The sequence below is a fragment of the Nocardia sp. MDA0666 genome (assembly GCF_003023875.1).
Classification (GTDB): Bacteria; Actinomycetota; Actinomycetes; order Mycobacteriales; family Mycobacteriaceae; genus Nocardia; species Nocardia aobensis.
Genome location: NZ_PYHT01000021.1, coordinates 81384 through 105192, shown reverse-complemented (window position 1 = coordinate 105192; position 23809 = coordinate 81384). Strand labels below are relative to the sequence as shown.

Below are 23809 nucleotides of genomic sequence, written 5' to 3'. Positions count from 1 at the left end.
CGGGCGGCCGGTATGGGTAACGGTGTTAGCGTAACGCCGTTACCCCAGCGTGGCGCAAGAGGAGGGGCCGATCGGCGTCAGCGATCCGCGTCACCGGCGGGACGCTCCCCGCCGCCGTGCGGATGATGGCCGAACAGGCCCCGCGGCGCGTGGCCGTGCACGCCCTCGACATAGGCGGTCTCGGCGTGCAGCGCGAAGTCGATACCGGCGACCTCGTCCTCCTTGCTGACCCGGAAGCCCATCACCCGATCGATCACCTTGCCGATCAGATAGGAGACGCCGAAGGCCCACGCCGCGACCACCACGACGCCGACCGCCTGTTTGCCGAGCTGCGCGAGTCCGCCGCCGTAGAACAAACCCCGCGATCCGCCGGTCATCACCCGGTTCGCGAGCAGTCCGATCAGCAGGGTGCCGACCACGCCGCCGGTGAAGTGCACGCCGACCACATCGAGCGAATCGTCGTAGCCCGCCTTGAATTTCCAGCCGACGGCGAACGAACAGACCACACCCGCCGCCAGGCCCACGATCACCGCGCCGAGCGCGTTGACCGAACCGCACGAGGGCGTGATCGCGACCAATCCGGCGACCGCGCCGGAGGCCGCACCGAAGGTGGTCGGGCGCCCGTCGCGCATCTGCTCGACGATCAACCAGCCGAGCATGCCCAGACAGCCCGCGACCAAGGTGTTCAGGAACACCGCGGCGGCCAGTCCGTCGGCCTTGAACGCGGATCCGGCGTTGAAGCCGAACCAGCCGAACCACAGCAGTCCGGCGCCCAGCAGCACGAACGGCAGATTGTGCGGGCGCATCGCGTCCACCTTGAACCCGATCCGCGGTCCCAGGACCAGGGCCAAGGCGAGAGCCGAAGCGCCGGAAGCGATTTCGACCACCAGGCCGCCGGCGAAATCGAGTACGCCGAAGGAGGCCAGCCAGCCGTTCGGACCCCAGACCCAGTGTGCGATCGGCGCGAACACCACCAGTGCCCACACCGGGACGAACACCATCCACGCGGAGAACTTGGCGCGATCGGCGATGGCGCCGCTGACGAGCGCCACGGTGAGGATCGCGAAGGTCAGCTCGAAGGTCGCGTACAGCAGTTCCGGAACGCCGCTGCGCACGGTGCCCGGGGTGATGCCGGTCATCGCGAAATGTTCCAGCCCGCCGATCAACCCGCCGCCGGCGTCGTCACCGAAGGCCAGGGTGTAGCCGAACAGCAGCCACACCACGGTCACCAGCGGGATGGAGATGAAGCTCATCATCAGCATGTTCAGTACGCCGGTCGTGCGCACCATGCCGCCGTAGAAGATCGCCAGGCCGGGGGTCATGAGCAGGACCAGCGCGGTGCTGGTCAACAGCCACGCCGTGGCGGCGGGGTCGATGGTCGGGGGCACGGACAACTCCTTTTCCACACGCGTTCGCGTGGCAAGAAACTACCGAACCCCCGGTATTGCGCTGATGAGCGAGTCTGGTACTTCCGTTCGGATTCAATTCCCGCGCTTGCGGGCCTGCCGGGTCAGCGCGCGCCGACCGCGGGCTCCGGGGACCGGCAGATCGTCCTCGAGCGCGAGCCATTGCGCGGTGACGAGCCACTGCTGCTGGGCGCGAGCGTCGGCGGTGTCGTTGAAGACGCGGCGGCCGCGGTCGTCGCGCAGCTCGTGCGCGAGGATCGACCAGCGCGGCGGGCGGCCGTGCGTGGTGCGGTAGGTGTCCAGGAACTCGGCCACGAGGGTGCCGATGGTGTTGACCGGGCGCAGCGACACGCGGTTGCCGTATTTCGCGGAGTGGAAACGCCGGGCCGCGCACAGCGATCGCGGCGTGGCATCGAAGGCTATCCATCCCGCGCGCTGCGCCCGTTCGACCAGCCACAGATGTTTGACCGCGTTCGGGGCGATATCGCCGACGCGTTCGCGGATCAGCGTCACCATCGGTTCGGCGGCGAGAATATCGCGGCGGGTGGGTCCCATCGCGTGGGTGTTTCGATAGTCCTCGGTCAACTCGGCGAGGGTGCGGCCGAATTCGTCGATACTGCGCTGCGCGCGCCGGCCCAGCCGTTCGATGCGTGCGGCCTCGGCGCGTATCCGATTCTGCGCGATCAGGGTGTCGATGGCCGGCAGGGTCGGAACCTGGCCGCGGTCCAGCAATTCGAGAATGGCGCCCGCGGTGGCCGGATCGGCCGCGGCCGATACCGGCAGCGAATCGCGGTTGCGCGAGAAATCCCGGGGGCTGATGGCGCGGCGGAGCAGATCGGTGGCCGCCCGATCGCCGGCGAAATCGGTGTGTGAGAGCCAGGCGGCGGCGATGTCGTCACACGACGGCACGGTCGTCATAACCCGTCATTACCTCCGAAACATTGTTGTGCCCCGGTCGGGATGAGGGACCGACCGGGGACACCAACCTGATGAAGGTTTGGCTACCGAAGTTGCCGAAATCAACGTTAGTCAGCGGAGCGGACCGGGCGCTAATCGGGTGACGGAATCGTTACGTCCATAATTCCGGCCGCAAACGGGGAGCGCGTCCGAAAGTTTTCGTCACTCGGCGGCTCACAGACGAAATCGGAGTTATTTTCACATTGTTTCCGATTGTCGGGCGGGAACCGATTGCCGACCAGGTCGGTTGTCCGCGCCGAGATCGGACGAAGAGAATGCTTGTGATGTATATCATAGTTTATATATGGCCGCGATTGATTCGGCGGGTGGGGTGGATACCCGGTGCGCGAATGGTTTCCTGTCGGTGTTCGCCGGTACCCTCGGGCCGTGGCTCTGTACCGGAAGTATCGACCGGCAACCTTCGCCGAGGTAGTGGGGCAGGAGCACGTCACCGATCCGCTGAGTACCGCGCTCGACACCGGGCGGATCAGTCATGCCTACCTGTTCTCCGGCCCGCGAGGTTGTGGCAAGACCTCCTCGGCGCGCATCTTGGCGCGCTCGCTCAACTGTGTCGAGGGCCCGACCTCGCGACCGTGCGGAGTGTGCCCGTCGTGCGTCGCGCTGGCCCCGGGCGGGCCCGGCAATCTCGACGTCATCGAACTCGACGCCGCCAGCCACGGCGGTGTGGACGACACCCGTGAGCTGCGCGATCGTGCGTTCTACGCACCCGCCGAATCGCGGTACCGCGTCTTCATCGTGGACGAGGCGCATATGGTCACCACGGCCGGATTCAACGCGCTGCTGAAGATCGTCGAGGAGCCGCCGGCCCATCTGATCTTCATCTTCGCCACCACCGAGCCGGACAAGGTGCTGCCGACCATTCGCTCGCGCACCCATCACTATCCGTTCCGGCTGCTGCCACCGGCCACCATGCGCGGGCTGCTCGGCAAGATCTGCGAGCAGGAGCAGGTGCAGGTCGAGGAATCGGTCTATCCGCTGGTGATCCGGGCCGGCGGTGGTTCACCGCGCGACAGCCTCAGCGTGCTCGATCAGCTGCTGGCCGGCGCCGGCGCCGAAGGTGTCACCTATCCCCGGGCGCTGGCCCTGCTCGGCGTCACCGATATCGCGCTGATCGACGAGGCCGTCGACGCGCTGGCCGCCGACGACGGCGCGGCCCTGTTCGCCACCGTCGATCGGGTGGTGGAGGCCGGCCACGATCCCCGCCGCTTCGCTACCGACCTGCTCGAACGCATCCGCGATCTGATCCTGCTGCGTGCGGTTCCCGATGCCGCCGAACGCAATCTGGTCACCGGCCCCGGCGATGTCATCGACCGGATGTCGGCCCAGGCCGACCGCATCGGCCCGGCCACCCTGGCCCGCTACGCGGAGCTGCTGCACGAGGGCCTCGGCGAGATGCGTGGCGCGACCGCACCCCGCCTCCTGCTCGAGGTGGTGTGTGCCCGCATGCTGCTGCCCTCGGTCTCGGCGGCCGAATCGGCGGCGTTGCAGCGGCTGGAACGCCTGGAGCGGCGGATGGAGGCGGGTGGAGTCCCGGCGGCCGCACCCGCCGCCGCGCCGCAGCCCTCCGCCGCGCCCGCCGCTTCGGCGCCGGAGTCTGCCGGTGAAGCGGCCCGGTCGTCCGGAGAGCCGCGTCGCCGTGGCGCGGAAGCCCTCGCCGCGCTGCGGGAGAAGAAGAGCGCGCCGCATCCGGCGCAGCGGGCGCAGTCGCCGACCGGCCCGCAATCACCGGCGGCGCCGCAATCACAGAACGAATCGGAAGATCAACGGCCGCAAGGAGTTTCGGCCGAGACGCAGGATGCGCCCCCGGCGGCGGCCGATCGCCCGATTTCTGACGACCGACCCGGTACCGCCGGCATTCCGGCGAGCGGTGAGCAAGTCTCCGGGACCGGCTCCGTAGCCGTCGGTGCCGTATCGGCCGACAGTGAAACCTTCCGCCCGGCGTCGGTCGGCGCGGCAGCAAGTGAAAAGCCCACGGTGACAACCGCTTCCGGTGACGAATCAGGAAATGCGGAACAGGTCGCCGGGGCCGAGTCGGACGGTGCGTCTCCCTCCGGCGCGCAGCCGGTGACCGACACCGAGCGACATGCCGGAACGGCGGAGGTTGCTCTCGATCCGGGCGCAGCCGAGTCGGTCGCCGTCCATCAGCCGCCCGCTGCGGATTCCGTCGCCCGGCCGGAATCGTCCGACCTGACGCATCCCGCACCCGGCGATGCCGTCTCCACTGTCCATCGAGGCGAATCGGTGTCGGCCGGAACCGACGACGCCGCCGAGCGCGGCCACCGTGCGCCGAACGCGACCGCTTCCGGCGACGTCGCCAACCGCCCCGAAACGGGAGGCGCGTCGGGCGCGGCCGCCGAAGGAACCTTTTCCGATCACGACTCGGAGCCGGCCGGTGTGGCACCCCGGTCGACCGGTGCCGCGAGTTCGAACGGTCCGGATGCCGTCGCGGGTCCGGATTCCGACGCTGCCCGGTCTGCCACCGCCGAGTCGGCTTCGGCCGACAGCCCGGAGACGCGGGATCGGTCGGATGCGGACGGGGCGGACCGGATCGCGGATGCGCCCGCGGAGCCGGTGACGTCGCCCGGGGAGGCCGGCAGTGGCGATGTCCTGCGGGAGATCGAGGCGGCCTGGGCCGATATCCGGGCCAAGGCGCGGGAATCCAGTGCCGCCTTGCACGCGCTTCTCTCGGGTGCGGTGGGGGCCGTCCGGGTCGAGGGCGACACGATCGTGTTCGCGCATCCGCATGCTCCGCTCGCGCAGCGGTTGTCGATCACGCAGAACATCGATGCCGTGCGGGCCGCGGTGCACGCGGTGATCGGCCGGCCGTACGGCGTCCGGTGGGAAGTCGGGGCGGGTGACACCGGTGCGCGTTCCCGTGGTGCGGCGTCCGAGCGACCTGCGCGAGGCGGTGCCGAACCGTCGGCCGGCCGTGGTGGGCGTGGGGACAATCCGGGTCAGTCGCAGCCGCCGCGATTCGTCCGGCCCAGCCAGAGCCAGGCGCACTCGGCGGAGGGCGAGACCCGTGGCGGTCAGACCGATACCCGGGGCGCCGCGGCCGATCGTCGCGACGGTCAGGGGCAGGGACAGCGGCGGGAGTTCCGCCCGCCTCGCGGTGCCGGCGCCGCCGACCGAACCGCGCCCGACGACGATATTCCGCCGCCCGAGGCGCCGGACCTTCCGGACGACCCCGGGCCGTCGGACTACTCGCCGGTAGGTTACGACGGTGTCCCACCTGCGTTGACGCCGGAAGAAGAGCAGGAGATGCTCGCGGAATCGGCGCGGCCGGTCCCGCCGGAACAGCGCCGCGACCCCGATGAGGTGGCCTTGGAGTTGCTGCGAACTGAGTTGGGTGCCACACATCTGGGTGGTTGACAGTCACCTGCCGGAATACGTTAAGTTAACCGGAGTTCGCATCCCGCTGTACTATGAACGGGTGGTCGTCAGCATCGGTGCTACGAGGTTCTATGGTATGCCCAGGCATACGGGCATCCCGGAGCCGCGTAGGTCGATGCGTGTCGGCGTTTGTACAGCGTTATGCGCTCGGCGGACTTCCGGAGGGAACCGTGTGTGACCTCCCGGTTCGCCGGTGTGGTGTGCCTGAGGGCTCGCCGGGATCGAACACGGTCGGTCGGATGGCCGGTCGGCACCTTTAAGGAAGGAAACACTCCGATATGACCACAGAGGCCTACATTTTCGAGGCCATCCGCACCCCGCGCGGCCGCAACAAGAAGGGCTCGCTGCACTCGGTCAAGCCGATCGATCTGACGACCGGTCTGGTCCAGGAGCTGCGCAACCGCTTCCCGAACCTCGACGAGGATCGCATCTCGGACATCATCCTGGGTGTCGTGTCGCCGATCGGTGACCAGGGTGCCGACATCGCCCGTACCACCGTGCTGACCGCCGGCCTGCCCGACACAGTCGGCGGTGTGCAGATCAACCGCTTCTGCGCCTCCGGCCTCGAGGCCGTGAACATGGCCGCGCAGAAGGTCCGCTCCGGCTTCGAGGACCTGGTCATCGCCGGTGGTGTCGAGTCGATGTCGCGCGTGCCGATGGGCTCCGACGGCGGTGCGCTGTTCGCCGACCCGGCCACCAGCTACGACCTCTACATCGCGCCCCAGGGCATCGGCGCCGACCTGATCGCCACCATCGAGGGCTTCACCCGCGAGGACGTCGACAAGTTCGCCGTGCGCTCGCAGGACCTGGCCGCGCAGGCGTGGTCCGGCGGCTACTTCGCCAAGTCCGTCGTGCCGGTCAAGGACATCAACGGCCTGACCGTGCTGGACCAGGACGAGCACATGCGTCCGGGCACCACCGTCGAGGATCTGGCCAAGCTGAAGCCGTCCTTCGCGGGCATCGGCGAAATGGGTGGCTTCGACGCGGTCGCGCTGCAGAAGTTCCACTACATCGAGCAGATCGACCACGTGCACCACGGCGGTAACAGCTCGGGCATCGTCGACGGCGCCGCGCTGGTGCTGATCGGCACCGAGGAGGCCGGCGCCGCCTCGGGTCTGACCCCGCGCGCCCGCATCGTCGCCACCGCCACCAGCGGCGCCGACGCCACCATCATGCTCACCGGCCCGACCCCGGCGGCGCACAAGGCGCTGGCCAAGGCCGGTCTGTCGGTCGACGACATCGATCTGTTCGAGATCAACGAGGCCTTCGCCTCGGTCGCGCTGAAGTTCCAGAAGGATCTGAAGATCCCGGACGAGAAGCTGAACGTCAACGGCGGCGCCATCGCGATGGGCCACCCGCTGGGCGCCACCGGCGCGATGATCACCGGCACCATGGTCGACGAGCTGGAGCGCCGCAACGCCCGCTACGCCCTGGTGACCCTGTGCATCGGCGGCGGCATGGGTGTGGCCACCATCATCGAGCGCGTCTGATCCCCACCCTTCACATTCTCCAGGAGAACGAAAAACTATGACAGAGAACATGATCGGCTGGGAAAAGGACGCCGACGGCATCGTCGTGCTGACCATGGACGACCCGAACCAGGGCGCCAACACGATGAACGAGCTCTACAAGAGCTCGATGCACGCCACGGTGGACCGCCTGGTGGCCGAGGTCGACGACATCACCGGTGTCGTCATCACCTCCGCGAAGAAGACCTTCTTCGCCGGCGGTGACCTCAAGAACATGATGAAGACCACTCCGGAGAACGCTCCGGACATCATGGAAGAGCTCACCAGCATCAAGGCCGACCTGCGTCGCCTCGAGACCCTGGGCAAGCCGGTCGTGGCCGCCATCAACGGCGCCGCGCTCGGCGGTGGCCTGGAGATCGCGCTGGCCACGCACTACCGCATCGCCGCCGACGTCAAGGGCGTGCAGATCGGTCTGCCCGAGGTCTCGCTCGGCCTGCTCCCGGCCGGTGGCGGTGTCACCCGCATCACCCGCATGCTCGGCATCGCCGACGGCCTGATGAGCGTGCTGCTGCAGGGCAACAAGTTCAACGCACAGAAGGCCAAGGCCAAGGGCCTGGTCAACGAGGTCGTCGGCAGCGTCGAGGAGCTCGTCCCGGCCGCCAAGGCGTGGATCAAGGACAACAAGGACAACGCCGAGGCCGCCACCCAGCCGTGGGACCGCAAGGGCTACAAGATTCCGGGCGGCTCGCCGTCGAGCCCGGCGCTGGCCGCCAACCTGCCGGCCTTCCCGGCCAACCTGCGCAAGCAGCTCAAGGGCCAGAACATGCCGGCGCCGCGGGCCATCATGGCCGCCGCGGTCGAGGGCGCGCAGGTCGACTTCGACAACGCGTCGCTGATCGAGTCGCGTTACTTCGTCTCGCTGCTGACCGGCCCGGTCGCGAAGAACATGATCCAGGCGTTCTTCTTCGACCTGCAGGCCATCAACAACGGTGGTTCGCGTCCGAAGGACGTGCCCAAGCGTGAGATCAAGAAGATCGGCGTGCTCGGCGCCGGCATGATGGGCGCGGGCATCGCCTACGTCTCGGCCAAGGCCGGCTACGAGGTCGTGCTGAAGGACGTCTCCCAGGAGAACGCCGACCGCGGCAAGCAGTACTCGGTGAAGATCGAGGAGAAGGCGCTCTCGCGTGGCAAGACCACCGAGGAGAAGTCCAAGGCGCTGCTGGATCGCATCCACCCGACCGCCGACCCCCAGGATCTGGCCGGTGTCGACTTCGTGATCGAGGCCGTCTTCGAGAACCCCGACCTGAAGGCCAAGGTCTTCCAGGAGATCGAGGACGTCGTCGACGCCGACGCGCTGCTGGGCTCCAACACCTCCACCCTGCCGATCACCCTGCTGGCCAACGGTGTGAAGCGGGCCGAGGACTTCATCGGCATCCACTTCTTCTCCCCGGTCGACAAGATGCCGCTGGTGGAGATCATCCGTGGTGAGAAGACCTCCGACGAGGCGCTGGCCCGGGTGTACGACTACACCCTCGCGATCCGCAAGACTCCGATCGTGGTCAACGACAGCCGCGGCTTCTTCACCTCTCGCGTCATCGGCACGTTCATCAACGAGGCCATCATGATGCTCGAGGAGAACATCGACCCGCAGACCATCGAGCAGGCCGGTCTGCAGGCGGGCTACCCGGCCGCGCCGCTGAAGCTGAGCGACGAGCTCAACTTCGAGACCATGCAGAAGATCTTCAAGGAGACCAAGGAGGCCGCCGAGAAGGACGGCCTCGCGATCTCCGCCGCTTCGCTGGCCTCGGGCCGCGTGGTCGAGACCATGATCGACAAGTTCGATCGCAAGGGCAAGCTGCACGGTGCGGGCTTCTACAACTACGCCGACGGCAGGACCGCCGGCCTGTGGGAGGGCCTGCGCGACGCCTTCAACTCCAAGCGTGAGCTGCCCGAGGGCGTCACGCTGCAGGATCTGAAGGACCGCATGCTGTTTATCGAGGCCATCGAGACCCAGAAGTGCTTCGACGAAGGCGTGCTGACCAGCACCGCCGACGCGAACATCGGCTCGATCTTCGGTATCGGCTACCCGGCCTGGACCGGTGGTGTGCACCAGTTCATCGTCGGCTACCCGGGTGGCACGGAGGGCTTCGTCGCCCGTGCCGACGAGCTGGCCGCGAAGTTCGGCGAGCGCTTCCAGGTGCCGGACTCGCTGCGCAAGTAAGGTTCTCGCTACGCCGAGATTCCCTGCGACGGCCCGGATCACGTTCCCGCGTGATCCGGGCCGTTTGTTGTCTCGTCGCCCTCGCCCGCGTGGGCGCGGCGGACGGAAACGGTGGCGACTCGAAGCGAGCGGAACTGCGCCCGGACGCGTACGGACCGCGCTACGTTGGAATGAGGGCGCGACGTTCGAGGTGGCCAGATGAACCCACAAACGGGCAAGGTCCCCAGTACGGACGACCCCGCGGCGGACTCGGAAGCGGCCGCGGGGGCGAATACCCAGCGCTACCAACCGATTCGCATCGCCGACGAACTCGAGGCGATGGGGCTGTTCGATGCCCAGGAGATCGGGCGCGGCGGTTTCGGGGTGGTCTATCGCTGTGCGCAGCGGGCGCTGGATCGCGTGGTGGCGGTGAAGGTGCTGTCCTCGGAGATCGACGAGGAGAGCCGGGAGCGGTTCCTGCGTGAGGAACATGCCATGGGCCGGCTGTCGGGCCATCCGAATATCGTCGACGTCCTGCAGGTCGACGTCACGCCCAGCGGCCTGCCGTTCCTCGTCATGCCGTTCGCCGTGCACGGCTCGCTGGAACAGCTGATTCGCGACCACGGCCCGCTGAGCTGGTCGGATTCGCTGCGGGTCGGCGTGAAACTCGCGGGCGCGATCGAGAGCGCACATCGCGTGCACGTCCTGCATCGCGATGTGAAACCGGCGAACGTGCTGCTGAGCCGCTACGGCGAACCGCAGCTGACCGATTTCGGCATCGCGCGCATCCCGGGTGGCTTTCAGACCTCGACCAGCATGATCACCGGATCGCCGGCCTTCACCGCGCCCGAGGTGCTCAAGGGCGAAGAACCGACCGTGCGGTCCGATGTGTACGGTTTGGGTGCCACGCTGTTCGCGCTGCTGACCGGGCATGCCGCCTTCGAACGCCGCTCCGGTGAGCGCGTGGTCGCCCAATTCCTGCGGATCACCACCCAGCCGGTTCCCGACCTGCGCGAACAGGACATTCCGGCCGATGTGGCGGGCGTGATCGAATCGGCGATGGCTCAGGATCCCGCCGATCGCCCGGCTTCGGCCCTGGAATTCGGGCAGGAGATGCGTGCCGTGCAGATCGCGCACGGCGAGACGGCCGACGAGATGGCTCTGCTCGACGGCGAAACGACCGACGGCCGCACGGCCGAACCCGACGCGACGGCGTATCCGATCACCTCACGCCGCAGCCGCGCGGTCCTCGGCCTGCCCGCGCTGCGCACTCCGGGGCCGCCCGGTCTGGCCCAGCCCCCGACGCTACCGCCCACGGCCGCAACGAAATTCCGTCCGCCGACCCCGGCCCGCGAGCCGATTCCCCGGCCTCGGCTGCTCGATATCCTGCGCACGGGTGGCCGCCGCCGGCTGGCCGTGATCCACGGACCGGCGGGTTTCGGAAAAAGTACGATCGCCGCCCAGTGGCGCACCGAACTCACCGCCGACGGCATCGCGGTGGCGTGGATCGGAATCGATCACGACGACGACAACGAGGTGTGGCTGCTGGCCCATCTGATCCAGGCCATCCGGCGGGTGGCGCCGGATATCGGTTCCGGGCTGGCGGAGGTGCTCGAGGAGCGTCCCGCGGAGGCGATGCCCTATGCGATCTCCACGCTGATCGACGAGATCCACAGTGGCGGCCAGGTCGTCGTGGTGGTGGTGGAGAATTGGGATCGGGTCACCGACGAAGGCGCGCACCGGGTGATGGATGCGTTGCTGGAGAACGGATGTCACCATCTGCGCTTCGTGATCACCACCCGCGAGCAGGCCGGTCTGCCGCTGAGCCGGATGCGGGTGTGCGACGAGCTGGTCGAGATCGGCAGTCACGAACTGCGGCTCACGCTCGCCGAGACGCGGCAGATCCTGTTGGAGCGCAACAAGTTTCCGCTCACCGATGAACAGGTCGAGCAGATCCACGCCGCGACCGACGGATGGCCGGCCGCGATCCAGCTGGTCAGCTTGTCGCTGCGCGGGGCCACCACGGGCGCACCGGTGGATCCGGCGCAGCTGATCGCCCATCTGTCCGGCGGAAACCAGGCCATTCGGGAGTATCTGGCCGAGAACGTGCTGGCGGGGCTCGAACCGCGCATGCTCGAATTCCTGATGTCGATCTCGGTCGCGGAGAAGCTCAACGGCGGGCTGGCTACGGCGCTCAGCGGCGAGCCGGATGCCGAGCAACTGCTGGAGCAGGCGCAACAGCGCGAGCTGTTCGTCACCCGCGTCGAACACGATCCGGGCTGGTTCCGGATCCAGCCGCTGTTCGCCGAGCAGTTGCGTGCCCGGCTCGAACGAGTGCATCCGGGCAAGTTGAAGTCGTTGCACCGCAAGGCTTCCCGCTGGTACGCCGAACATCAGCAACTGCGCAAGTCGGTGGACCATGCCCTGGCCGCGACCGACCTGAAGATGGCGGTGGATCTGGTCGAGAACGGCGGCATGGATCTGATCGACACCTCCCGCCTGGCGACCCTGCTCGGCACCGTGTCCAAACTTCCTGTGCAGCAGGTGACTTCGCGGTCGAAGCTGTTGATGACACTGGCCCGGGCCAATATCAATCTGCAGCAGTCCGGAGCGGCTCGCACGGCGCTCGGGCGACTGTCGAATATGCTCGCCCGCAGCTCACCCTCGGACGCCGATGCCACCCGCCAGCGGTGTGAGGCCGCGGTGTTGTCGGCCGCCGACCTGGTGGCCCGCGACCGCACCGACGGTGTGCTGGAGAAGGTGCTGCCGTGTCTGGAGGAGCCCGACGAACTGCCGCCGTGGACGGTGTCCACCGCTGCGAATCTGGTGTCGTTCGTGCGGTTGTGCGATTTCGATTTCGACGGTGCGCTCTCCATCCAGGACTGGGCCGCGCCCTATCACAGCAGGTCCAAGGATCCGCTCGGTGTGGTGCTGGGTCTGCTCAACACCGGCGCGGTGGCCTATGAACAGCTCGATATCGACACCGCCACCCGGTGTTTCGAGAAGGCCTGGCAGATCGGGCGGGAGCGCTCGGGCCCGCGTTCGCACGCGGTGCGGGTGTCCGCGGCGCTGCTGGGGGAGCTGACCTATCGGCGCGGCGATCTGGAGGCGGCGGACCGGCTGCTCGAGCAGAGCCATCGGTTGCCGGCGCGGATCGGTGCGGTGGATTTCATGATCACCACCTTCGTCGTGGGTGCACGAGTCAAGGCCGTGCTCGGCGATACCGAGACCGCGCGCGCCCGGCTCGACGAGGGCGCGCGGATGGCCGCCGAGCGCAAACTTCCGCGCATGGCCGCCCATATCCGGGCGGAACGGCTGCGGTTGGGGCTGGTCGAACCACCCGCCGGGCCGGAGCCGCCCGCCCCGGTGCTGCGCCAGTCCGCCGGCACCGTCGCGCTCACCGCGGAGGCCGAGGAGGTCGCGGCCGTGCGCGTGCTGCTGGCGCGGCACTATTGCGGTCTGGACGGGAAGAACGTGGCGGCCGAGGGCCTCGAATCGGCGGTGAAACGGGCGCGCGCGCTCTACGGCCGGATGGTCGAACAGAACCGTCCCCGAGCGGAATTGGATGCCGCGCTGCTGCTGGTCGAATGCCTCTCGGTCGCCGGATGGAACGGCGAGGCGATCACCTCACTGCTGCCGGCGCTGGACCGCTGTGCCCGATTGGGCTGGACCAGACCACTTCTCGACGCCGGCCCGGAGTTGAGCTATCTGCTGCATTCACTGCGTGACGACGTACTGCTCGCCGGTGAGGGCACCGGATCGTTCGATATTCCGCGACCGTTCCTGAACGCGCTGCTGCACTGAGAACGCCGGCGGGCCGGATTCGTCACCACGAATCCGGCCCGCCGGCAACACATTTCGTGCAAGCTCAGGCGTTCCACCACGGACGAAGCGGCACGTCCCAGGTCTGCTTGTCCCCGAGCTTCATCCCGAGCACCTGGTGCAGCTGCACCACGTTGCGCTCGAAGCCCAGCTGGGAGCCGGCCATGTACAGACCCCACACCTTGGCGGTACCCTCACCGACCTCCGCGACGCACTCGTCCCAGTTCGCGACCAGGTTCTTGCACCATTCGTGCAGGGTCAGCGCGTAGTGCGGGCGCAGATTCTCCTCGTGCACCACCTCGAGCCCGATGTTCTGGATATCGGTGATGATGCGCCCGGATCCGATCAGCTCCCCGTCCGGGAAGACGTAGCGGTCGATGAAGTCGCCGGCCTTCGTCGTACGGGTGTTGTCGGGGCGGGTGATGCAGTGGTTCAGGAACAGGCCGCCGTCGCGCAGCTTGCTCTTGATGAAGCCGAAGTAGCTCGGGTAGTTCTGCACCCCGATGTGCTCGGTGAGGCCGATCGAGGACAGCGCGTCGAAACCGGATTCGGCGATATCGCGGTAGTCGCTGTGGCGGACCTCGGCCAGCTCCTGCAGACCATCCTCGACGATCTTGGCCTGCGCCCATTCGGCCTGTTCCTTGGACAGGGTGGCGCCGATGACCTTGACGCCGCGCCGGGCCGCGTAGCGGACCATGCCACCCCAGCCGCAGCCGATATCGAGAAGTCGATCGCCTTCCTTCAGCCGCAATTTCTCGAACACCAGGCGGTACTTGTTCTCCTGGGCTTCTTCGAGGGTCTGGTTCTCGTCGGCGTAGCAGGCGCAGGTGTAGGTCATCGACGGGCCGAGCACCAGTTCGTAGAACCGGTTGGACACGTCGTAGTGATGGTGGATCACCTCGGCGTCGCGGTTCTTCGAATGCCGCAGTCCCTCGAGGGCGATGCGCCGCCAGCGCGGCAGCGTCTCCTGCGGTGGCGGCGCGATCGGCTTGAGGGCGTCCCAGCCCAGCGAGCGCGCGATGGTGACCAGTGCCAGCGCCGACGGGCGCCGGAACTTCAGGTCGGTCATCGCCTTCAAGATGTCGTACGGATCGCCCGGGTGGACGCCGTCGACCGCCATGTCGCCGGAGATGTAGGCCCGCGCCATGCCGAGATCGCCCGGTGCGGTGGCGATGTAGTTGATACCCCGCGGCGTCGTGATCTCGAGGCTGAACTTCGAATCGTTGGGTCCGGTGCTGCTGCCGTCGTAGGCGGAGAACCGGATCGGGACGCCGCCGTCGACGAGCGTCTCGAAGATTTCGGCAATGCTGAGTTTCGTTCCCAGCTCCGAGAACGGGGGCAGCTGGGAATCCTTGAATGTCGTCACTTGCGTTGCACCGCCTTCGAATACAAATCCAGCAAACGATGATCGGGGTCGTATCGTTTCTTCAGATTCGCGTAGTGATCGCCTCCGTAGAGGCGCGCGAAATCGTCTTCTGCGTAGTAGGAGTCCGAGTAGAGGGACTTGTGGCCGTCCAGGCGGGCGACCTCGTCCTCGATCGCGCGATTGGCCGCACCCTCGATCTGCCCGGGTTGTTTCGGCACCGCCGACCAGAAACCGACATTGACGTAGCTGCGATCCGGTTCCAGCGGATACAGCGGCCACGGACGCGACGGATCCCCGGGTTTTCCCGGCACTTCCGCACTGTCACGCAGCCGGAGCGGGCACAGCCACAGCGGTTCGATCGGAATTTCCCGCAGGAACCAGTGCAGGAAATCGGCGGTGCGCTCGATCGGCACCTCGATGTCCTGCACCACGCGCTCCTGTGGCGGATTTCCCTTGCGGGCCTCGAGCTTGTCGCCGATGTTGTATTTGTGATCGAGCGCGATCAGCTTCCAGTAGAAGCTCGAACGGCGGTACTTCTTCGGCCAGAACCGGCGGATCTTCGGATTCTGGGTGCCGAATGCCCGTGAGCACCAGAACCAGTCGGTGTCCCAGCGCCACAGATAGTCGTGGATGGTCAGCCGGTCGCGCTTGGGCTCGGCGCTGTCGTGCCGCAGGGACTGGTAGTAGATATCCATCCCGGTGTAGTCGCTGACCGGGCCCGGTTCGTCGGTCTGGCGGCCCAGAACGAGATAACTCTCCTCGGCGGTGAATACCGCGCCGTCGAGGTAGTCGACCCGTTCGCCGTCGTAGCTGCGGTCGATGACGATCTGTGCCATCACGGTTTCGAGTTCGCGCAGATCGTGGAAACGTACATGGCGCAGCGCCACATACGGCTGCACCGATTCCAGTTCGATTTTCAGGCGAGTCGAATAGCCGAGCGTGCCATAGGAATTCGGGAAACCGCGGAACAGATCGGCGTATTCGCCGTCCGGGGTGGCGGTGATGATCTCGCCCGCACCGGTCAGCACATCGATCTCGAGGACGGATTCGTGCGGCAAACCGTTGCGGAACGAGGTCGATTCGATTCCCAGGCCGGTGACCGCGCCACCCAGCGTGATCGTCTTCAACTGCGGAACCACGAAGGGCGCCAGACCGTACGGCAGGGTGGCGGCGACGAGATCCTCGTAGGTCGTCATACCGGCCACATCCGCGGTCTTCGCCTGGGGATCCACCGCGATTACCCGGTTCAGGCCCGAAACATCCAGTCCGGGTGCGGGGTTCTTCGCCCGGGCGCGAAACAAGTTCGACGTCTTTTTCGCCAACCGCACGTTGGCATCCGAAGGAATCGCACGATAGCTGGCGAGCAGACGCTCGACACCTTCTCGGTGCGCGGCAAAACCTGATTCGCGTGCGGCCGGCGCGCGGCCGGCCTTCCCCAACAGACTCACTGCCACCCCCTGACGCTATCTCTCCTGGTTTCCCCCGGCCACCGCGAGGGTACCTATGGGCGCGATTCTTCACGCATATGTTGCATTGCGTTCGATCACGGGGCGGGCCCGCGCTTGTGGGTCATCCGCCCAGCTCGCGGACATGTTTCCGAGCGGAATCGTGCGGCTGTGTGCTGACCCGGCGCTTGTGACGAACCCGTCGAAATTCGTCGCCGGTCCCGGAACGAGCGTTCCGGTTCGGGGATCGAACGGATGTGACCGAAGGCTACCGATCGCCGATGATCGCGGACCGGGCCGGTCGCCGCCACCGTCGCTACCGCTCCGCCGGGACTTCCTTGCCCAGCGCTACGGGAAGCTCAGCGCGACGGATGGCCGCGGCGATTCCCATCCGGGCCGGCCGGCGGATAACCGGGCGGAGCCGACGGGTAACTCGGTGCCGGCCCGCTGGGTGCGAAATATGGTGCGGCAGAGGGATATTCCGCGTGACCCGACCCGCCCGGGTGGGCGGGATAGCCCGGTGGCGGCGGAGGATAACCGGTTCCCGCGGGCGCATAGCCGGGCGTGGGATATCCGCCCGGATATGCGGGCGCGCCGGGCGGGGTGGAATGCGTCACCGGATATGCGGACCCGCCGGGTGGATAGGCGGCCGGGTTCGGGACCACCTGCATACCGGTCTTGGGACCGAGACCGCCCGAGCGGCGCAGTTCCCCGGCCAGGAACGCGCCACCGCCGACGATCATCAACACGCCGAAGCCGAGCAGCAGCCAACCGGTCCGGGTGTTGTCCGACGCCTGTTCGTCCATCGAGCGGGTGGTGCGGTGGCCGTGCTTGCTCACCTCGACGCACTGGTCCCCGGACCGCATGGTTTCACCGCCGCAGTCGACCTTGCCGTGACTGTTCAGCATCGTGATCGCGCCGACGATCATGACGACGCCGACGACCATCACGCCGACCCACTTGAGCACATTCTTGACACGGCGCGCGCCGATAGCGACGTTCGACACCTCATCCCCCCAGGCGTAGCTGCGGGCAGAGCGAAACCGCGTCTGCCGGTCCGGAACTGCACCGGACGCGGCGTAGCATAGCCCCGCAGAACGGCTCGAATAAACCCGAACGACCCCGGATCGACTAGGAGCTCATTGTGGGACAGGTCAGTGCATCCAGCTCGACCGTCGTCGCTGCGGAACCGCAGCGTGCGCTGGAAGCGATCGCGGACTATCAGGATGTGCGCCCCCGCATCCTGTCTTCGCACTACCACGACTACAAGGTGCTCGAAGGCGGAAAGGGCGCCGGAACCGTCGCCGAATGGACGCTGCAGGCGACGCAGAAGCGCTCCCGCAACGTCCACGCGGTCGTCTCGGTCTCCGATTCGATGGTGACCGAACGGGATTCGAATTCCACGCTGGTCACCACCTGGACCGTCACCCCCTCGGGTGAGGGTTCGCAGGTGACGGTTCGCACCAGCTGGAAGGGTGCGGGCGGCGTCCCCGGCTTCTTCGAGGGCATCTTCGCCCCGCTCGGCCTGAAGAAGATCCAGGCCGAGGTTCTGGAAAACCTGAAGCGCGAGCTGAGCTAGTCGGCCTCCGCTTCGCTCCGGCGGGTTTCGGCCCCCTGTGCCTCGATTTTTCCCTCCTCCGCTCAGTCGCTGCGCTCCCTCGCTCCGTCAGTCCAAAATCGAGGCGGGCCGAAACCGTTGGGGGTGCAACGACTCGGGGGGAGTGCTTGCCTGCATACTGCCGGAGCAGCTGCTCAGTGCTGGTGGGCGATGTCGAACAGGTTGCCCTCTGGGTCGGCGAGGGTGACCCATCGCACGCCGTATTCGTCGAAATCGCCGATGTGTTCGGCGCCCAGCGAGACCGCCCGCTCGATCTGAGCGCGCCAGTCCGGTGCGCTCAGATCGAGGTGGACCACGTTCTTGCCCGGGGTCTTGTCGGGAACCTGGATGAACATCAGCGCCGTACCGCCGTCGTCACCGCGGCCGATCGAGGCGAAGTACTCGTTGGCCTCCGGGTCCACCGGACGCTCCAGCAGCTGTGCGTAGAAGTTCGCCAAGGTGGCGGCGTCACGGCAGTCGAAGGTGACGGCGGCCAGACTGATCGACATGAAATATCCTCTCTTCGTGGGAAATTCGTGAATACGCGAGGCGTGTCGCGGGGTTCGCCCGATCAGGCCGATGCGATCGGCCAGCAGACCTCGGTGCGCTGCGCGGCGGGATCCGCGCAGTCCTGCGGGCCGACCACGTAGATCTCGCGAATCGGCTCGCTCAGCGCGGTATCGTGTTCGGCCACATGCGAACCCAGCGCACCGTAGGTGCGGTCGAAGTCGGTGAACGGTCCGGCATGCACCGCAATCGCGAAGCGGCGCTGCGGAAATCGGCGAACCACGACCTCACGGTGTCGGTCGAAGGCGGCGCCCGGATCCGCTGCCAGCGGCGCGAACGCCACCACCTCGCCGATCTCGTTCTCGAAGAAATCCGCCGAATACGTCGCCCCGCTCGGGCCGCCCGGGGCCACCCCCGCGACCGCGAGCACGTCGTACAGCCGGGGGAACACGGCACCGCACCACTCACCGATCTCCGCCCGCGACACCAGCGCGCGAATCGTCACCGCGGTGAACTCCGGAACCAGGCGATACTGCACGTCGATCGGCGCGCCGGGTGACAGCAGCGCCCGCAGCGACGCCACCACATCGCGTGTCCGCAGCAACTCCGCTTCCATCCGCTCCAGATGCGCTGCCAGCGCGGCATCGCGGGTCGACCGATCCGGCGCGGCCAGGACCGCGCGGATCTGCGGCATCGGCATATCGAGATCGCGCAGGCGGCGAATCAGATGCGCCTGTTCCACCTGGGCGGTCGAATACCGCCGATACCCCGAGCCGGGATCGACCGACACCGGCTCGAGCAACTCGATCTCGTGGTAGTACCGCAGCGTTTTCACGCTGAGATAGGTGAGGCGGGAGAACTCGCCTATGGAGACTGTCGCGGGCATGAGGACAAGCGAACACCCTCCAGCAACAGGAGAGTCAAGTCCTATTGCTCGGTGAGGGCGAACGTCAGCAGCAGCGTGGTCTGGAAGAACCCTCTCCACCAGGAGTAACCGAACCAGACACCGGGGGTCACCTGCCGGATCTCGTCGAGGATCTGGGGCGTGATCGAGGGGCGGTAGTCCAGTAGCCAGGCCGGTTGGCCGTCCAGGCGGGCGGGTCCGGAATAGACGTCGGCGGGGAAACCCTCGATGCCGGCCGCGGTGATGCGGTTGGTGAGGGTGCCGCCGTCGGGGCCGGTGTAGAAGTTCTTGCCGATCCAGAACGGCGGCGCCACCGCCTCCATCACCGGCGGGCGGGTCACCCAGCCGTTGGTCACCCCGGTCGGCACGTCGCCGCGGGGTGCGTCCCGGAAGATCTGATCCTGCTGTTCGGCCGAACAATGGTTGTGCAGCGCGTCGATCGTCGCCGCCGGATCGTCGGTGTAGAGCACGCAGCCACCGCCGTAATCGGTATCCGCCGAGGCGGCCGGGGCCAGGACGGCGGACCCGAGGCTCAGAACGGCGATCGCGACGACGGCCGTCAGTGCCGAACTCCGCCGCCCGCGACGCGGCGGTGGTGGTGCGGATGGGGTGTGCGCAGGTGCGGAAGACATGTGTTGATCTTGATCCCGATACATAACCGGCCTCCACCGGATTGGCCCGACCCGTGTGCCGACGTCCGGCCCTGTTCCGATGGTAAAGGTGCCCGCGCCGGGCCGGTACCGGGCGGGATCCGAACGTGACTACGCTGGTGCATACCCGCATCCCGCAGAGAGGACATCCCCGTGGAGCCTGGTGGACAGCTCGATATGCAGGCCCTGCTCGCGCAGGCGCAGCAGATGCAGCAGGCGGTGATGGCCGCGCAGGCCGAAATCGCCGCCACCGAGGTGACGGGTGAGGCCGGCGGCGGCCTGGTGCGGGTGACGATCAAGGCCAGCGGCGAGGTGCAGTCGCTGCAGATCGATCCGAAGGTGGTCGATCCTGAAGACGTGGAGACGCTGCAGGATCTGATCGTCGGGGCGGTCAACAACGCGATGGCCAACGCGCAGCAGCTGGCCGCCGAGAAACTGGGCCCGCTCGCCGGCGGCATGGGCGGCGGTTCCGTGCCCGGCCTGCCGTTCTGAGCGGCCCGATAGGACGAATCCGTGTATGAGGGTCCGGTCCAGGATCTGATCGACGAACTGGGGAAACTGCCCGGCGTCGGTCCGAAGAGCGCCCAGCGCATCGCCTTCCATCTGTTGTCGGTCGAGCCGCCGGAGATCGATCGGCTGCAGTCGGCGCTGCAGAAGGTGCGCGACGGCGTGCGGTTCTGCGCGGTCTGCGGCACCGTCTCCGACGGAGAACTGTGCCGCATCTGCGCCGACCCGCGCCGGGACCGGACCATGATCTGCGTCGTCGAGGAACCCAAGGACGTCCAGGCCATCGAGCGCACCCGCGAATTCCGCGGCCGCTACCACGTGCTCGGCGGTGCGCTGGATCCGCTCTCGGGGGTCGGCCCGGATCAGCTGCGCATTCGAGAGTTGTTGGCGCGCATCGGAAATCAGGAGGACGGTGTCGATGTCACCGAGGTGATCATCGCCACCGATCCCAATACCGAGGGCGAGGCGACGGCCACCTATCTGGTGCGGATGCTGCGGGATTTCCCGGGCCTGTCGGTCACCCGGCTCGCCTCCGGTCTGCCGATGGGCGGCGATCTGGAATTCGCCGACGAACTGACCCTGGGCCGCGCCCTGTCGGGACGGCGAACGCTCTGACGGCGCAGGAGGCGCCGACCGGACGTCCGTCAGAACGTCACCGTCAGAACGTCACCGTCTCCCAGTCGAGCGCATCCAAGCGGCCGCGCTCCCCGGCGGTCCAGTCCCAGACGAGTGCGGCCACCTGGTCGCCGTCCTCCAGCTGCACCGCGAAATGCCGGTCGGGGCCGCCGTCGCGGTACTCCAGCGTGTACCGGCCGGGCTCGTCGCGATAGGTCTGAATGTAGAGGTGGTCGGCGCGTTCCACGATCAGATACGGATTCGGTTCCCCGAGTTCGGTGATCCACCGGTGCGCGAGCTGCTCGGTGAGATAAGGGAATTCACCCGCACCGCCGTGGGTGACGGTGACATCGATGCGACCGGTCGGATCGATCAGCCAGTTCAGCTGCGGATCGTAGAGCGCGTAGTCACGCGGGGTCGCGAGTTCGAACAGGAGGTTGCGCACGTGGCCGATGGCGTCGTAGCGGGCGGCGACGTACAGCGCGCCGCCGGTGCCGTCGCCGCCGGTGGCGACACTGAGGAACGCCTCCTCCTCCGGCAGCGCGTCGTTGCGCCGGTTCACCTCGGCCGCGATCGCCGCCACGGTGTCGGTCTGCGGCCGTCCCTGCTGTGCGGCCAGGTAGGTTTCCACCGCATCGGGCGAGGTGGCGATGCCCGCGGGGAGCAACACGTGGTCGTAACTCATCCGGCCAGGCTACGTGGGGGTGTGGCGAGGGTCCTTTTCCCGGCCGCGGACCGACCTGTAAACTGGCCGACATCATGCAGCGGGCACTCCTCCTCGGCCGCCGCGACGGGGTCTGAATCGGACCGGCTCCCGTCGCGGGGTTCAGCTGTGCCGGTCGACCCCATACTTGGGACACCCACCCACACCCTCGGAGAAACGCCATGTCACCCGCTGACGCCTTCGTATCCGGTACGCGCACCATCACCGCGCCGTCCAAACCCGCGCCCGCCGATCAGCCCGCGTGGAATCAGCAGAAGAACTCCTCGATGCCGACCTTCCGGTACCGGCCCTTCGCCGAGGAGGTCGAGCCCATCACGCTGCCCGACCGCACGTGGCCGAACCAGGTCGTGGACCGGGCTCCCGGCTGGTGCGCGGTGGATCTGCGCGACGGCAACCAGGCCCTGATCGACCCGATGAGCCCGGCCCGCAAGCGCCGCATGTTCGACCTGCTGGTGCGGATGGGATACAAGGAGATCGAGGTCGGCTTCCCCTCGGCCAGCCAGACCGACTTCGATTTCGTCCGCGAGATCATCGAGGACGGCGCGATTCCGGACGACGTCAGCATCCAGGTGCTGACCCAGTGCCGCCCCGAGCTGATCGAGCGCACCTTCGAGGCCTGCCAGGGCGCCGCCAATGTGATCGTCCATTTCTACAACTCCACCTCGATCCTGCAGCGTCGCGTGGTGTTCCGCGCCGACCGCGACGCGGTGAAGAAGATCGCGACCGACGCCGCGACGTTGTGCCTGGAGATCGAGCAGCGCTATCCCGACACCAACTGGCGCTACGAGTACAGCCCGGAGTCCTACACCGGCACCGAACTGGACTACGCCCGCGAGGTGTGCGACGCGGTCTCGGAGATCATCGCGCCGACCCCGGACAAGCCGCTGATCATCAACCTGCCGGCCACGGTCGAGATGGCGACGCCGAACGTGTACGCCGATTCCATCGAGTGGATGAGCCGCAACCTGGCCCGCCGCGATTCGATCGTGCTGTCGCTGCACCCGCACAACGACCGCGGCACCGCGGTCGCGGCCGCCGAACTGGGCTATCAGGCCGGCGCCGACCGCATCGAGGGATGCCTGTTCGGCAACGGTGAGCGGACCGGCAACGTCTGTCTGGTCACCCTGGGGATGAACCTGTTCTCCCGCGGTGTGGATCCGCAGATCGACTTCTCCGATATCGACGAGATCCGCCGCACGGTCGAGTACTGCAACCAGCTGCCGGTGCACGAGCGCCACCCCTACGGCGGCGACCTGGTCTACACCGCCTTCTCCGGCAGCCACCAGGACGCGATCAACAAGGGCCTGGACGCCATGAAAGACACTGCGGACGCCTCCGATTCCGATATCGACGACATCGTCTGGGAGGTTCCGTACCTGCCGATCGATCCCAAGGATGTGGGCCGCACCTACGAGGCCGTGATCCGGGTGAACTCGCAGTCCGGCAAGGGCGGCGTCGCCTACATCATGAAGACCGACCACGGGCTGGTGTTGCCGCGGCGGTTGCAGATCGAGTTCTCGCAGGCGATTCAGAAGATCACCGACGGCGAGGGCGGCGAGGTCACGCCCAAGGAGATGTGGGACGTCTTCGCCGACGAGTACCTGAACCCGATTCTGCCGCTGGAGCGCATCCGGCAGAAGATGTCGGCCGCCGAAACCGATTCCGGCACCGACACCATCACCGCGGTGGTGAAGGTGGACGGGGCGGAACAGGAGATCGTCGGTTCCGGCAACGGCCCGCTGGCCTCGTTCGTCGACGCGCTGGCGACCATCGGCTACGACGTGCGGGTGCTGGACTACTCCGAGCACGCGATGTCCTCCGGTGACGACGCACAGGCCGCCGCCTACGTCGAATGCGCGATCGGGGACAAGGTGACCTGGGGTGTGGGCATCGCGACCTCCATCACCACCGCCTCGCTGCGCGCGGTCGTCTCCGCGGTGAACCGCGCCCAGCGCACTCGCTGATCCGCACACCCCGCTCGACAGCCGGGACCGCCCACCGCCGGGAAGGCGGTGGGCGGTGTTCTGCGGCAACCCGTCCGGTACGGGGTGCGGCCCCTGTTCACCGGGGGACTCGTATTCGGCCAGCGTGCTAGCGTTGTGGCGCATTGGCCGCGAGCTCTCTGCTCGAACTCTGTCGAGCAGATGGGGGAAACGTGACGACTAACGACAACTCCACTTCACCGCCTTGGTTGCAGGGGCAGGGAATGGGCGATACAGCTGCCGA

17 protein-coding genes are annotated in these 23809 nt (G+C 67.4%); 8 read left to right on the top strand and 9 right to left on the bottom strand.

The features are described from left to right. Positions 1–77: 77 nt before the first annotated feature. Together C8258_RS25050 and C8258_RS25045 are read right to left on the bottom strand one after the other, a co-directional pair. Positions 78–1388 (bottom strand): ammonium transporter, encoded by a 1311-nt coding sequence (locus C8258_RS25050; RefSeq protein ID WP_106957297.1) that lies wholly within the window; start codon positions 1386–1388, stop codon positions 78–80. 93 nt (positions 1389–1481) lie between these two features. Further along, on the bottom strand, positions 1482–2324 hold the full coding sequence (locus C8258_RS25045) for a hypothetical protein (protein ID WP_233225322.1): 843 nt from the start codon (positions 2322–2324) through the stop codon (positions 1482–1484). 426 nt (positions 2325–2750) lie between these two features. Between C8258_RS25045 and C8258_RS25040 the strand changes: the two genes are divergently transcribed. The 4 genes from C8258_RS25040 (at position 2751) to C8258_RS25025 (ending at position 13250) form a co-directional block, all read left to right on the top strand. Then, positions 2751–5756 carry a DNA polymerase III subunit gamma and tau gene (locus tag C8258_RS25040; protein ID WP_233225321.1) on the top strand — a complete coding sequence of 1002 codons (3006 nt, stop codon included), beginning with the start codon at positions 2751–2753 and terminating at the stop codon, positions 5754–5756. A 299-nt stretch (positions 5757–6055) separates the two neighbouring features. Continuing rightward, positions 6056–7267 (top strand): acetyl-CoA C-acetyltransferase, encoded by a 1212-nt coding sequence (locus tag C8258_RS25035; RefSeq protein WP_106957265.1) that lies wholly within the window; start codon positions 6056–6058, stop codon positions 7265–7267. A 37-nt stretch (positions 7268–7304) separates the two neighbouring features. Beyond that, positions 7305–9467 (top strand): 3-hydroxyacyl-CoA dehydrogenase NAD-binding domain-containing protein, encoded by a 2163-nt coding sequence (locus tag C8258_RS25030; protein ID WP_106957264.1) that lies wholly within the window; start codon positions 7305–7307, stop codon positions 9465–9467. A 198-nt stretch (positions 9468–9665) separates the two neighbouring features. Then, complete coding sequence (locus C8258_RS25025) at positions 9666–13250, top strand: serine/threonine-protein kinase (RefSeq protein ID WP_106957263.1); 3585 nt, start codon at positions 9666–9668, stop codon at positions 13248–13250. 64 nt (positions 13251–13314) lie between these two features. Here C8258_RS25025 and C8258_RS25020 read toward each other — a convergent pair whose 3' ends face one another. From C8258_RS25020 to C8258_RS32965, 3 genes are all read right to left on the bottom strand, one after another. After that, positions 13315–14634, bottom strand: a complete 1320-nt coding sequence (locus tag C8258_RS25020; RefSeq protein ID WP_106957262.1) for a class I SAM-dependent methyltransferase — start codon at positions 14632–14634, stop codon at positions 13315–13317. Beyond that, the gene (locus C8258_RS25015; protein WP_106957261.1) at positions 14631–16082 is read right to left on the bottom strand and encodes an FAD-binding oxidoreductase; all 1452 of its coding nucleotides are present in this window, start codon (positions 16080–16082) and stop codon (positions 14631–14633) included. Before C8258_RS25015 ends, C8258_RS25020 begins: the two co-directional genes overlap by 4 nt. Positions 16083–16438: 356 nt before the next feature. Next, positions 16439–17086 carry a hypothetical protein gene (locus C8258_RS32965; protein WP_106957260.1) on the bottom strand — a complete coding sequence of 216 codons (648 nt, stop codon included), beginning with the start codon at positions 17084–17086 and terminating at the stop codon, positions 16439–16441. A 137-nt stretch (positions 17087–17223) separates the two neighbouring features. On the opposite strand from C8258_RS32965, the gene C8258_RS25005 reads away from it, so the two are divergent. Beyond that, positions 17224–17658, top strand: a complete 435-nt coding sequence (locus C8258_RS25005; protein WP_036497274.1) for an SRPBCC family protein — start codon at positions 17224–17226, stop codon at positions 17656–17658. Between the two features lie 173 nt (positions 17659–17831). Here C8258_RS25005 and C8258_RS25000 read toward each other — a convergent pair whose 3' ends face one another. The 3 genes from C8258_RS25000 to C8258_RS24990 form a co-directional block, all read right to left on the bottom strand. Further along, positions 17832–18185: a VOC family protein gene (locus C8258_RS25000; protein ID WP_106957259.1), complete on the bottom strand. Its 354-nt coding sequence runs from the start codon at positions 18183–18185 to the stop codon at positions 17832–17834. A gap of 62 nt (positions 18186–18247) precedes the next feature. After that, on the bottom strand, positions 18248–19069 hold the full coding sequence (locus tag C8258_RS24995) for a MerR family transcriptional regulator (protein WP_106957258.1): 822 nt from the start codon (positions 19067–19069) through the stop codon (positions 18248–18250). Positions 19070–19110: 41 nt separating this feature from the next. Next, positions 19111–19719, bottom strand: coding sequence for a hypothetical protein (locus C8258_RS24990; protein WP_106957257.1), 609 nt, complete (start codon positions 19717–19719; stop codon positions 19111–19113). 171 nt (positions 19720–19890) lie between these two features. Between C8258_RS24990 and C8258_RS24985 the strand changes: the two genes are divergently transcribed. Together C8258_RS24985 and recR are read left to right on the top strand one after the other, a co-directional pair. Continuing rightward, a complete protein-coding gene (locus tag C8258_RS24985) occupies positions 19891–20229 on the top strand; it encodes a YbaB/EbfC family nucleoid-associated protein (RefSeq protein ID WP_106957256.1) in 339 nt (112 codons plus the stop codon). A gap of 21 nt (positions 20230–20250) precedes the next feature. Further along, positions 20251–20859 (top strand): recombination mediator RecR, encoded by a 609-nt coding sequence (recR, locus tag C8258_RS24980; protein ID WP_030516496.1) that lies wholly within the window; start codon positions 20251–20253, stop codon positions 20857–20859. A gap of 43 nt (positions 20860–20902) precedes the next feature. Here the strand turns inward: recR and C8258_RS24975 are convergent, their stop codons facing one another. Beyond that, a complete protein-coding gene (locus C8258_RS24975; RefSeq protein WP_106957255.1) occupies positions 20903–21544 on the bottom strand; it encodes a hypothetical protein in 642 nt (213 codons plus the stop codon). 200 nt (positions 21545–21744) lie between these two features. Here C8258_RS24975 and leuA point away from each other — a divergent pair, with 200 nt between their 5' ends. Continuing rightward, positions 21745–23547, top strand: coding sequence for a 2-isopropylmalate synthase (gene leuA, locus C8258_RS24970; RefSeq protein WP_106957254.1), 1803 nt, complete (start codon positions 21745–21747; stop codon positions 23545–23547). Positions 23548–23809: the final 262 nt, after the last annotated feature.

Coding starts and splice junctions, on each gene's coding strand:
- C8258_RS25045 (WP_233225322.1), bottom strand. CDS start 2,324: ATGACGACCGTGCCGTCGTGTGACGACATCGCCGCCGCCTGGCTCTCA.
- C8258_RS25035 (WP_106957265.1), top strand. CDS start 6,056: ATGACCACAGAGGCCTACATTTTCGAGGCCATCCGCACCCCGCGCGGC.
- C8258_RS25030 (WP_106957264.1), top strand. CDS start 7,305: ATGACAGAGAACATGATCGGCTGGGAAAAGGACGCCGACGGCATCGTC.
- C8258_RS25025 (WP_106957263.1), top strand. CDS start 9,666: ATGAACCCACAAACGGGCAAGGTCCCCAGTACGGACGACCCCGCGGCG.
- C8258_RS25000 (WP_106957259.1), bottom strand. CDS start 18,185: ATGTCGATCAGTCTGGCCGCCGTCACCTTCGACTGCCGTGACGCCGCC.
- C8258_RS24995 (WP_106957258.1), bottom strand. CDS start 19,069: ATGCCCGCGACAGTCTCCATAGGCGAGTTCTCCCGCCTCACCTATCTC.
- C8258_RS24990 (WP_106957257.1), bottom strand. CDS start 19,719: ATGTCTTCCGCACCTGCGCACACCCCATCCGCACCACCACCGCCGCGT.
- C8258_RS24975 (WP_106957255.1), bottom strand. CDS start 21,544: ATGAGTTACGACCACGTGTTGCTCCCCGCGGGCATCGCCACCTCGCCC.
- leuA (WP_106957254.1), top strand. CDS start 21,745: ATGTCACCCGCTGACGCCTTCGTATCCGGTACGCGCACCATCACCGCG.